11 protein-coding genes are annotated in these 12,387 nt (G+C 37.3%); 6 read left to right on the plus strand and 5 right to left on the minus strand.

All coding sequences use genetic code 11. The annotated features are described in order from the left end of the window. Positions 1 to 435: 435 nt before the first annotated feature. From H6G73_RS03195 to H6G73_RS03220, 6 genes are all read left to right on the plus strand, one after another. A complete protein-coding gene (locus H6G73_RS03195) occupies positions 436 to 936 on the plus strand; it encodes a HugZ family pyridoxamine 5'-phosphate oxidase (protein WP_190601492.1) in 501 nt (166 codons plus the stop codon). Between the two features lie 15 nt (positions 937 to 951). After that, positions 952 to 1,845 (plus strand): alpha/beta fold hydrolase, encoded by an 894-nt coding sequence (locus tag H6G73_RS03200; RefSeq protein ID WP_190601493.1) that lies wholly within the window; start codon positions 952 to 954, stop codon positions 1,843 to 1,845. 124 nt (positions 1,846 to 1,969) lie between these two features. Next, complete coding sequence (locus H6G73_RS03205; protein WP_190601494.1) at positions 1,970 to 5,221, plus strand: SpoIIE family protein phosphatase; 3,252 nt, start codon at positions 1,970 to 1,972, stop codon at positions 5,219 to 5,221. A gap of 117 nt (positions 5,222 to 5,338) precedes the next feature. Beyond that, a complete protein-coding gene (locus H6G73_RS03210) occupies positions 5,339 to 5,914 on the plus strand; it encodes a slr1658 superfamily regulator (protein WP_190601495.1) in 576 nt (191 codons plus the stop codon). A gap of 172 nt (positions 5,915 to 6,086) precedes the next feature. Further along, positions 6,087 to 6,443, plus strand: coding sequence for a slr1659 superfamily regulator (locus tag H6G73_RS03215; RefSeq protein WP_190601496.1), 357 nt, complete (start codon positions 6,087 to 6,089; stop codon positions 6,441 to 6,443). 31 nt (positions 6,444 to 6,474) lie between these two features. After that, on the plus strand, positions 6,475 to 7,482 hold the full coding sequence (locus tag H6G73_RS03220; RefSeq protein ID WP_190601497.1) for a diguanylate cyclase: 1,008 nt from the start codon (positions 6,475 to 6,477) through the stop codon (positions 7,480 to 7,482). A 26-nt stretch (positions 7,483 to 7,508) separates the two neighbouring features. Here H6G73_RS03220 and glgB read toward each other — a convergent pair whose 3' ends face one another. The 5 genes from glgB to H6G73_RS24710 form a co-directional block, all read right to left on the minus strand. Continuing rightward, complete coding sequence (glgB, locus tag H6G73_RS03225; RefSeq protein WP_190601498.1) at positions 7,509 to 9,800, minus strand: 1,4-alpha-glucan branching enzyme; 2,292 nt, start codon at positions 9,798 to 9,800, stop codon at positions 7,509 to 7,511. 140 nt (positions 9,801 to 9,940) lie between these two features. Further along, entirely contained in the window at positions 9,941 to 10,255 is a 315-nt protein-coding gene (locus H6G73_RS03230) for a hypothetical protein (RefSeq protein WP_190601499.1), read from the minus strand. Between the two features lie 122 nt (positions 10,256 to 10,377). Further along, a complete protein-coding gene (locus H6G73_RS03235; RefSeq protein ID WP_190601500.1) occupies positions 10,378 to 11,067 on the minus strand; it encodes a glutathione S-transferase family protein in 690 nt (229 codons plus the stop codon). 526 nt (positions 11,068 to 11,593) lie between these two features. Further along, positions 11,594 to 11,866 (minus strand): hypothetical protein, encoded by a 273-nt coding sequence (locus H6G73_RS03240; RefSeq protein WP_190601501.1) that lies wholly within the window; start codon positions 11,864 to 11,866, stop codon positions 11,594 to 11,596. Between the two features lie 386 nt (positions 11,867 to 12,252). Beyond that, complete coding sequence (locus tag H6G73_RS24710; protein WP_256443762.1) at positions 12,253 to 12,381, minus strand: hypothetical protein; 129 nt, start codon at positions 12,379 to 12,381, stop codon at positions 12,253 to 12,255. Between the last annotated feature and the right edge of the window lie 6 nt (positions 12,382 to 12,387).

Below are 12,387 nucleotides of genomic sequence, written 5' to 3' on the forward strand. Positions count from 1 at the left end.
AAATAAAAATTATTATTTTGAAGATTTATTATACATTTAAATGAAAAGGTATCAATTCTTAGTACAAATATATAGAATTTCCTACTCTAATAAATTACCAAAATTATCTGCGTTGATCTGTGTCCATTTGCGTTTAATAATTACTGCTTTGTACTGGAATGAAAATAGCTATATAGATATTAGCCGATGCTAATTATCAACTCATATTATAGTCCTATAGGTTTTATTATCGAGAAAAGCAGGGTGGGTTAAGCAATAGCACAAACCAAAAAAAGTATTGAAGACTTTGGATGTACTTGAGCCAAGCCAATCTACACAATTTAGGCTTTTGACTATGCTCAACTCTATTGATTTATAGCCTTTAATTGCCATTAATGAATCTATTATCAATGTATAATAATTGAGACTATCTTAGCAAATTGAAAGCTTTAACTTATGGTTTCATTAGAAAAAGCCCAAGCTGAATATGAAAAATTTACATCCCAATTTGCCAGTATTATCATTAGTACGGTTAATGGACAGGGTGTACCTAACGCTAGTTATACTCCTTTTGTCATAGATGAATCGAAAAATATCTATATCTATGTCAGTGGTTTATCAATTCATACTCAAAATATTGAAGCTCATCCCCAGGTTAGTATTTTATTTATTGAAGATGAATCAAAAACTAAACAAATCTTTGCCAGACAGAGATTAAGTTTTGATTGTACTGCCAGTTTAGTTGAGAGAGAAACTGAACTATGGAAATATATTGTAGAACAATTTCAAAGTAGATTTGGGGAAATCATTGATATGCTGAGAATTTTACCAGATTTTCGCATTTTTAAATTAACTCCCCATACAGGACGCTTTGTTATAGGTTTTGGTGCTGCTTATCATATCAGTGGTGATAATCTCAACCAATTGGTACAAATTACTAGAGATAATGCTAGTTAAATCATCTGAATAAATATGCTGCAATTTCAACCCCCTGGCTTTGGTCAGAAAGCCATTAATACATCCTTGGGTAGAATGGCTTATTATACACAAGTCGCTGCACCATGGGAAATAGATCATCTTCACCAATTACCTGCTCTTTTATTTCTGCATAATTTCGGTGGTGGTGCATCTGCTTTTGAATGGTCTAAAGTTTATCCAGCTTTTGGATTTGATTATCGTATTTTAGCACCAGATTTAATTGGTTGGGGTGAGTCTGAGCATCCTGTCCGGGATTATCAAATACAAGATTATTTAACTACAATTACTGAATTTATTACCCAAACTTGTGAACAACCTGTGACAGTAGTTGCCTCTTCTTTCACTGCTGGGTTAATCATTCGGTTAGCTATTATGAAACCGGAATTATTTGACAGATTATTTTTAGTTTGTCCTGCTGGGTTTGATGACTTTGGCCAAGGGGTAGGACGAAGATTACCTTTAGCAATTATTAATACACCTTTGCTAGACAATTTAATTTATGGATTAGGTGCCGAAAATGAAGTTGCAGTGAGAAACTTTTTAGAAAATTTTCTCTTTGCTCACCCAGAAAGATTGACTTCAGAAATAGTTGCAGCTTATTTAACATCTGCACAACAACCAAATGCTAAATTTGCAGCTTTAGCATTTCTGCGAGGAGACCTATATTTTGATTTGAGTTTATATATTCAACAGTTAAAAATTCCCACGGTTATGTTTTGGGGAGAAGATGCACAATTTACCAAAATTACCTTGGGAAGACGTTTGCAGCAGTTAAATTACCGTGTAATTACTCATTTTCATGCGATCGCTCAATCTGGTATTATTCCCCATCTAGAACTACCAGAAATCTTTACTGGTTTGTTACAAAAATATCTAAAAAATTTGTAAAAATACTTAACGAAACAGATTAAAATTTTAGATCATCTCTCCAAAAGATTTGTCTGTCTGCTCATGCTCGCTTACCGAAAGTTAGGTAATTACCAGCATGACTACTTAACTCAGGGTTTAGAATATGCTACCAAAATTCCTCGTCCATCCAATTACCAAAGCATGTGGACAAGTGCCTTTACGTTTCGTTCTGGTAGTGCCATTTGTGCTCCAAATTGCTGCTACCGTTGGTATTGTGGGGTATTTATCATACCGTAATGGTCAGGAAGCTGTAAATAATGTTGCATCTCAATTACGGAAAGAAATTAGCGATCGCATTGAAGCTGACCTCACAACTTTTACTGCTACACCTTATGTGATAGCTCAAATTATCGATTCAGATATTCGTGACCAGAGACTGAACCCAAATAATTTAGTATCTTTAGAAAGCTATCTTTGGCAACAAATACATTTATTTAAGTATCTCACATTTGTGTCCTATGGTAACGAAAAAAATGAATATGTGGGTGCTAGTCGAGATATCAGTAATGGCACAATCAAATTATCTCTAGCCAATGCCACTAATAATCATATAGTTCACATTTATAATACTGATAAGAACGGACAAAGGACACAACTTTATCGCACTAATAAAAAATTTTATCCCCGACAGAGAAGTTGGTATCAAGCAGCAAAAAATCATGGCAAAGTCGCTTGGTATCCTATTTACAAATATTCCATCTATGATGGTTTAGGTATTGGTATTTCTCTTCCTCATTATAACCAGAACCGTCAACTACAAGGCGTATTTACTGTAGATATGGCACTGGTGCAAATCAGCCATTTTTTGCATACATTAAAAATAGGTAAAACTGGGCAAGCCTTTATTATTGAAAGAGATGGTAACTTAGTTGCTTCCTCTAATTTAGAAAAACCTTATACAGTTGGTAAAGATAATCAACCCAAAAGAATTAAAGCCATAGAAAGTCAAGAGTTTTTAGTCCGACAGACAGCCCAACATTTACAAAAAACTTTTGATAATTTACAGCAAATTAATCAATCTCAAGAATTAAGCTTTTTCATCAATGGTAAACGCAATTTTTTAGAAGTTCAACCTTTCCAAGATGGGAAAGGATTAGATTGGCTAATTGTCATAGTCGTTCCTGAATCAGACTTTATCTCACAAATTAATGCCAATACACAAACCACAATTATATTATGTGTCATAGCTCTAGTTATGGCCACCAGTGTGGGAATTGCCACTGCTCAATATGTGGTCAAACCAATTTTAGATTTGAAAAATTCTGCCATAGCTTTAGCATCAGGAGAATTTCAACAGACCGTTAAAATAGTACGTAATGATGAATTGGGTATTTTGGCTAATGCTTTTAATAGTATGGCAGAACAATTGCAATCATCATTTCAAGCACTAGCAGAAAAAAATGTCGAATTACACCAGCTAAATCAACTCAAAGATGAATTTTTAGCCAATACTTCTCACGAATTACGCACTCCTTTAAATGGGATTATTGGTATTACAGAATCTTTAATTGATGGAGTTGCTGGAGAACTACCCAATCAAGCGATCGCTAATTTAAATATGGTGGTAGCTAGTGGGAGAAGACTAGCTAATTTAGTCAATGACATTCTCGATTTTTCCCAACTCAAACACAAAAATATTCAACTTCAAATTAAACCAATTCGTATCCAAGAAATCGTCGATTTAGTTATAGCCCTTTCCCAGCCACTGATTGGCAAGAAAGCATTACAATTAATTAATTCTATTCATCCAGATTTACCACCAGTCGCTGCTGACGAAAATAGGCTTCAGCAAATTTTTTATAATCTCATTGGTAATGCTATAAAATTTACCGATTCTGGCAAAATAGAAATATCTGCATTGCTGGTGAATCAGCATTTAGAAATTATCGTATCTGACACAGGTATTGGTATTCCTGAAGATAAATTAATCAACATCTTTGAATCTTTTGAACAAGCTGATGGTTCCACAGGCAGAATTTATGGAGGTACTGGCTTAGGGTTAACAGTCACTAAACAACTGGTTGAACTACATGGTGGGAATATCTGGGTAATATCAGAGGTGGACAAAGGTTCTCAATTTATTTTTACCTTACCTATATCCATCGCTGACCCTAAAGCTAATATTAATGAAAATATTCAGTTACTCAGAACATCTTCTTATTTATCAGTAGTAGTTGAAGATATTCCTACATCTAAATCTGCAAATACATCTGAAAATCAAAACTTACATATTTTAGTTGTTGATGATGAAGTAATTAATCTGCAAGTCCTAGTCAACATTTTATCACTGCAAAAATATACCATTAGCCAAGCCACCAACGCTATAGAAGCTTTAAAACTATTAGAAACAGGCTTAAAGCCAGACCTAATTTTACTTGATGTGATGATGCCCAAAATGACCGGTTATGAATTAACTCAAAAAATTCGTGAAACTTGGTCAGCTAGTGAATTACCAATTTTGCTATTAACTGCTAAAAACCAAACATCAGATTTAGTTAACGGCTTCGAAGTAGGAGCAAACGATTATTTAACAAAACCAATTGACAAGGAAGAATTATTAGCTCGAATTAGCACCCATTTAAATTTAGTCAAACTCAAAGCTGATAATCTTCGTCTTCAAGCAGAAATAGAAGTTACTCGTAAATTGCAAAGAATGCTTTTACCAAGCCAAAAAGAACTAAATAACATTCAAGAATTAGAAATAGCCGCTTTTATGGAACCTGCTTCGGCAGTTGGTGGTGACTACTACGATGTACTAGTTCATCAAGGACATATCAAAATTGGCATTGGTGATGTTACTGGCCATGGCTTAGAAAGTGGCGTATTAATGATGATGGTACAGATGGCTGTACGTACCTTACTGCAAAGTAATATTACCAATCCCATTGAATTTTTGAGTTTATTAAACTTAGCCGTTTATGGCAATCTCCGCAGAATGAAATCTCATAAAAATATGACCTTAGCCTTACTCGACTATTGTCAGCAAAAGCTAAAAATCAGTGGTCAGCATGATAACATTATCATAGTCCGTTCCGGTGGAATCATTGAATTAATTGATACGATTGACTTAGGTTTCCCTATCGGATTAACTGAAAATATTTCTCATTTTGTGAATAGTATGGAGGTAGATTTATGTAAAGATGATGTCATTGTCCTCTATACTGATGGAATTACAGAAGCTGAGGGTGATAATCGAGTTATGTACGGCTTAGACAGACTATGTAATCTTGTTGGCAGAATCTGGGAGCAGTCAGCTCATGCTATCTGTAGCACTGTGATTGAAGACGTGAAACAACATATTGGCTTACACACTGTTTACGATGATATTACTTTATTAGTAATTAAACAAAAATAAATGATCAATAAATCCTATCTACTAAATTAATTTCTTATCTTTGTGTTTCATCATTGATATCATTTTTTAAATAATCAGTAGTTGCATTACTAATATTTTTCCCATTTAACCAATTTTATGGCTCAAATATTTGGCAATTTTATCAACGATTTACCCGTTAGTGATGAATATTTAGTGATTAGTTTTTCTCCTAATTCTGTGGCTCGTAACCATCGCTGGATTAACTATGGTCTATCTGCTGATTTTTTAGGAGATTATTTTGCTAATTTCTTTCCTGGCGAAGAAATTCCTAACAGTTATATTAACAGACAAGATACAGTAAAAGCTTCTATTAGCTATGTAGCCAATGAATTGTTAGAAAACGCCATGAAGTTTAGTGATACTTCTGCTAATGTTCCTGTTAATATTTCCTTACATTTATATGAAAACCAATTATTTATACTAGTATCTAATGTATCCGAAAAATCAGTGGTGCATACCTATCAGTTATTTATCGAAAAAATTATCAACTTGCCCATTCAAGATTTATATATTCAACAATTAGAAAGTACAGCATCTAATTCTCAAGTTTCCCACATGGGTTTATTAACATTAATTCATGATTATGAGGTTGATTTCGGCTGGAAGTTTGAACCGTTGGCAGCAGAGAAACAATTTATTAAAGTCAATGTTATGGCTAATTTAAAATTTTAGTTCTGCATCTATCATGTAAATAAAAATTTAATATCCCTAGATAATTGTAATTATCAATTATTGTCACCCAATTGCCCTAATATGATCAATAGCTGCAATAAAGCCGATGATAAAAGAATCTTCATATTAACACAAATTATCCAAAACTAAAAATTTACTCATTGACTAAAGTATGAATATTCATCAACAGGAAATCAAAACAAAAGACTATTCAGTTCATTTCGATTCCTCGACATCAACAGTCTTTTTTAAGGGTTTTTTGCGACTGAATGGCATAGAAGCATATCAGACAATTCAGGATTTTCTAGCTAAAGTTGTTTCAGAGTATAATTCCTTGATTTTAAATTTTGAAGAGTTGGAATTCCTGAATAGCTCTGGTGTGAGTATGCTTTCAATGTTTGTCGTCGAAGTACGCAACCAAGGCAATATTCAACTGGCTTTGCATGGTTCCAATAAAATTCTTTGGCAAACCAAGTCGTTAAGAAACTTACAAAGATTAATGCCTAGTATTAAAATAGAATTATTATGAATAATACCAGGAGATATATATCAATGAACATATGAATATATTACAAAAAACTACGGAGGAACAGCGATTACGGATAGAAATCAAACGCCTTCGTCAACAGGTGAACAAACTTAAGCAAGCTAATATAGATTTGCAAATTACTTTAGAAACTACAGTTGCCCATGGAGATTGTATCGAGGCTCAGCTGCAAGAAATCAATCAACAACTGCAATTAACTATTTCTGGATATCATCAAAAATATACTACCCTTCAATCTGTATTGGATATTATTTCTCGTCAAAAAGCAGATTTAGAAGTAATTCTGCAAACTACGGTTGAACATGGCGATGCTGTAGAATCTCAGCTAGAAAGTTTAAATCAGAAGCTGAAGGATGAAGTACAAGCACGTCAGCAAGCAGAACTAAAGCTAAAATCCTTATTGCAAATAATTTCTCAAGAAAAAACAGATTTAGAAATTATTATGCAAACTATTATTGAGCATGGCGATGCAGTTGGACAACAGTGGCACGATAAAGCATTATATGCAGAATATTTAGCAAATATTGACGGATTAACCCAAGTATATAATCGCCGTAAAATGGATGATACTCTAGACCGGGAGTGGCAACGTATGGCTAGAGAGCAACTACCTTTATCTTTTATTTTGTGTGATATTGATAACTTTAAAGCTTATAATGATACTTATGGTCACGCACTGGGAGATGAAGCACTAAGACAAGTTGCATTAGCCATCAAAAGTGTGGTGCAAAGACCAGGAGATTTAGTAGCAAGGTACGGTGGTGAAGAGTTTGCAGTGATTTTGCCCAACACTGAAAAATTAGGGGCACTGCACATATCCAGACATATTCTTTTAGCTGTGGAAAAAATCTATCTTATTCATGCAAGATCCGAAATTAGCCCATATTTAAGCGTTAGTATAGGCGTAACTTCTACTTTTCCCCAGCCAGGAGAGGATTTTTTGCAATTGGTAAATGCAGCTGATGAAGCTTTATACGCTGCCAAAACCCAGGGAAAGAACCGTATTGTCTTTAAAGGTTAGGGTGAGCAATGCCCACCCTTTATGTCTTACTTCTTCACTTGAGCAGTTTTCTGTTTATCTAATTTGAGAATTAAAACTCCCAAAGGTGGTAAACATAAATCTAAGGAATAAGGACGATTATGCAAAGACCACTCATCAGTCCACTTCCCACCTAAATTGCCCATATTGCTACCACCATACTGACGCGCATCACTATTGAATAATTCAGTATAGAAGCCAGCTTCTGGGACTCCAATACGGTAGTGAGAATGAGGCTGTGGGGTGAAGTTGCAAACGACAACCACACAGTTATCACTATCTTTATCGCGACGGATAAAGGAAACAACACTATGGCGATTATCACTACAATCAATCCACTCAAACCCTTCTCTGGCAAAATCTAGGCTGTATAAAGCGGATTCAGACCGATAGAGGTGATTCAAGTCTTGGAAGAATTTTTTCAACTGTTGGTGAGCTTCATACTGATGTAAATGCCACTCCAAATCAGCCCAAACATTCCACTCACTCCACTGGCCGAACTCCATACTCATAAACATGGTTTTCTTGCCAGGATGAGCAAACATGTAGGCAAATAAACAACGCACATTAGCAAAACTTTGCCATCTATCACCAGGCATCTTGCCGACGATATTGCTCTTACCATGCACCACTTCATCATGAGACAAAGCCAGCATGAAGTTTTCGCTGTGGTGATACCACATACTAAAGGTGACGTTATTTTGATGGAATTGACGGAACCATGGGTCCATGCTGAAATAGTCCAGCATATCGTGCATCCAGCCCATGTTCCATTTCAAATTGAAGCCTAGACCACCTGTATAGGTTGGCCAAGATACCATGGGCCAAGCTGTAGATTCTTCAGCAATGGAGAGAACACCAGGGAAATAGCTGAAGAGTAGGTGGTTAACTTGACGCAAGAAGTCAGCTGCTTCTAAATTTTCTCGACCACCATATTGGTTAGGCAGCCATTCCCCATCCTTACGACAATAGTCCAGGTAGAGCATGGATGCGACAGCATCCACACGAATCCCATCTATGTGATATTTATCAAACCAAAATAGGGCATTGGCTACTAGGAAGTTCCTGACTTCATGACGGCTATAGTTGAAGACTAAAGTTCCCCATTCTTTGTGTTCACCTTTGCGGGAGTCTGCATGTTCATAAAGGTGAGTACCATCGAAGAAGGCTAAACCATGTCCATCTTTAGGAAAATGGCCGGGAACCCAATCAACTATGACACCAATACCATTGAGGTGACATTGGTCAACAAAGTACATAAAGTCTTCTGGGCTACCGAATCGGGAAGTAGGGGCATAGTAGCCAGTCACTTGATAACCCCAAGAACCGTCAAAGGGGTGTTCGGCAATAGGTAAAAGTTCTAGATGGGTATATCCTAATTCTTTGACATAGGGAATGAGTTTAGCTGCTAATTCCCGATAGGTTAAAAACCTAGCACCAGGCTTCAATTCCGAAACAGTGACTACAGGTTCGGTTTCTCCATTAGGAAGTTTGGCTGGTTCTGCACTAGATGCGTGTAACCAGGAACCTAAATGTACTTCGTAGACTGATATAGGTTGCGTTAGTGGGTCTGTGTGGCGACGCTTTTCAATCCAGTCGCTATCATTCCAAGTATATGAGTTTAAATCGGTGACGATAGATGCTGTTTTTGGCCGGGGTTCTTGGTAGAAGCCGTAGGGATCAGATTTTTCGTAAATGTGTCCTTCAAAATTTTTGATTTCATATTTGTAATGTTCCCCTACTCCAATTTCAGGAATAAATAATTCCCAAATGCCGGTGGGGCCTTTACGCATTTGGTGTTTACGTCCATCCCAGTAGTTGAAGTCTCCTAAGACTGAAACGTTACGGGCATTGGGGGCCCAAACAGCGAAGTAAACACCTTTCACACCATTGATTTCTGTGGGGTGTGCTCCCAGCTTTTCATAAATGCGGTGATGATTGCCTTCGCTAAATAAATGCAGGTCAAAATCTGTCAATCGAGGTGAACGGAAGGCGTAGGGGTCATAGATGACTTGCTCATGACCTTGTTCTTGAATGCGTAACTGGTAGTTTTTCAGTTCTGGTATTTCGATTGTGCATTCAAAGAAGTGGGGGTTATGTACTGATTGCATGGGGTATTCTTTCCGTTCTTCTGGAAGAACTACCCATGCTGCATTGGCATTTGGTAGGTAGGCTCGCACAGCCCAGATAGTTTTACCATCTTTTTCAATGAGGTGAGACCCTAATACCTCAAATGGATCATGATGCTGATTCCAAACGATGCTATTAACCTGTTCAGAGGCGACCGTGGTGATGGACATGAAGCTACCTAAGTGGAATAAGGTGATTAACTAAATCGGCTTTGTTAATATGTATATATATATTCTTTACATTTATTTGCACTTTTGTCGCCAGTGTTATGTTAATTCCCCGTTAACTGTGGATGAGAATTTTCAGGCTGCTAAATACTTAAAAATGGGAATAACTGGAGCAAAACTCGACGTATCCGTAATAGAAATACTTGTTCTCGAATTCGAGTGTTTAGTTTTGGGGGTGGGCTAGTTTGCTGTTGTGCTTGTAGTTCGGCATATTCGGCGGCACTTAAGCGTTTACCATCAACGGGCGATCGCGCTTCTGTGATAATTTCGGTTCTGAGTATCTCTTCTGGTATGTCTTCTGGTGGTGGTAATGCTTTTACTGCTGTGTCTCTATGACCAGCCACCCACACCACTATGGCAGTAGTGATACTCAAAATCAGAAGTTTTAGAGATTTCATGGATTTTCAATTCTCACCCTCATTTGTTAGCCATAGATAGTATCTGTTTCTCTCCATCCTTGTGTTACCTCTCTTGCTTCCCTGGCTTGGTAAAACTAATTATGTTTAACTAAAAATCAGCATCACAATCCTGGTGGTAGTGGTTCTCTACATAATTGATGGATTTCTGTAATTTTGGTAAATAACCAAGGGTATTGTTGACGATATTCAGGAATTAAGGCTAGAGGACTTAATAATGCAGCTGCGGTCAGGTCAGCTACGCTGAAGCGATCGCCCACTAAATAATCTCTTTTTTGCCAGCGTCTTCCTAGTTCTGCTAAGGCATTGGCTAGTCTTTTAGTAGCTAAATCCACCGTGGCATCATCAATGCCATATTGTCTTCTGACTACTTGAATGACGATTTGACTGCTGAGTGATGGGTCAATACTTTTGCCCTCCCTAGCGCGAAATTGATAATAGACAAACCTGGTGGCTGTACCGATACTTTCGTCTAACCAGTCTTCTAGCATCAAGGCTTCTGCTTGCTGGTCTGGATTTGGTAAATATAATGATGGCTCTGGTTGGTAAGCTTCTAAAAATTTGATAATTGCTGTTGAATCAGCGATCGCTTTTGGCCAGCTAGTTAAGCTTGATGCCTGCTCTCCCTCCCATGGCAGCAACAGCGGTAAAGTCGTTAAACCTGTGAGGGGTTTAACTTTGAGAATATGTAGCCCTGGCGTAAGGTTTTGACAATGGTAATTTATTTGTTTATAACCCAGTGCTAGCCGAGCTTTCCGACAATAATGAGATGTACTAAATTGCAGTAGCAACATAGAGCTACTTTAGCATCTGACAGAATAAAACTAACTAATTCAAAAACAAAAAGATGTTTGATTTATCAAATTTTTCAGAGTTAATATGTCCCATTACTTGGGTAAAGGGGTACAAATTTACTAGCAAATGATAGTTTTATATATAGGTAGATGTAAATCTACCTATATGTCTTTCACTACAATCGCCGAGCAATTCTTGTTGATTAAAGAATAATTGTGGCTCAGGTAGGTGAAAATAAGAAAACAGTCGGAAAATCGACTGGGTAGGTGCTTACATCGGCATCAAAGCTGCCGCTAAAATAAGTTAGTTTTAAATTCTCATGTTTAAAAGCAGAGAATTGGCAGTGCTGATGCTGTTTATACAAATTTTGAGGCTTTAATTACAGACAGACAAAGACAGTACGAGCTTTCTTACTGTTGTCTTCTTGTTTTGGCCCGAATGAAAAAACATGCAGCCATTAATTGGAGATCGACTCAATTAAGGCTATGGACAACGATGTAGTGAGGAGCGTTGTCTGAATGTTAATTAGGGAGTAGTTGTGGGTGTAGCAGCAGGGCTAGCAGCAGGTGAGGTTGTAGCGGCAGGACTTGCAGCAGGGCTAGCAGCAGGACTTGCAGCAGGGCTAGCAGCAGGGCTAGCAGCAGGGCTGGCAGCAGGGCTGGCAGTATCAGATGGTTCACCACCGGTGGTTGCAGCAGGAGAACTGGTAGGAGTACCAGTGTCACCACCACCTTCACAGGCTCCAAGCAGGGTAGCCAGACTTAACATGAGAGCAAAACCAAAGATTCTTGTTTTCATAACTCCTCTTTCACCAATTAGGGCAATAGAATTCTTTCGCCTGTTGATTAAGATACCTTATTTGTTGATTTTTGTTAATTGATTTGAGATTACATCTGAAAAACGCAATTTTTTGCGGGAATGGCTGGTAACGACAACAAGGAAGCAAGTATTTCTTTCGTTCATAGCGAAGGGGTTGATTATTTGGGGGTTTTTTATGGTTGACGCGTAACTTCCCCAATTTGGGGGTGCTGACACCCTGAACTATGGAAACACTTCACCATACCAAAAATTGTGATAATTTTCCAGAGTGTTGCCCCTTACCGCCCCTGTTTGCCATAGTTTTAGATATGATACATCACAAACCTACTTTTTCCTGTGGGCGATCGCTAATGGTCAAGACTAAACTACCAAGGTGATGTATGCTCTGTTGCAGTTAACCCTGATTGATTCTCTGTGAGGATGACTGCGATGTGATCTTTGTTCACACCAGGATAGGCGATCGTCAAATTGCCAAAAATTATAGTATTTTCCATCTTCAA

Source organism: Richelia sinica FACHB-800 (genome assembly GCF_014698825.1).
Lineage (GTDB): Bacteria > Cyanobacteriota > Cyanobacteriia > Cyanobacteriales > Nostocaceae > FACHB-800.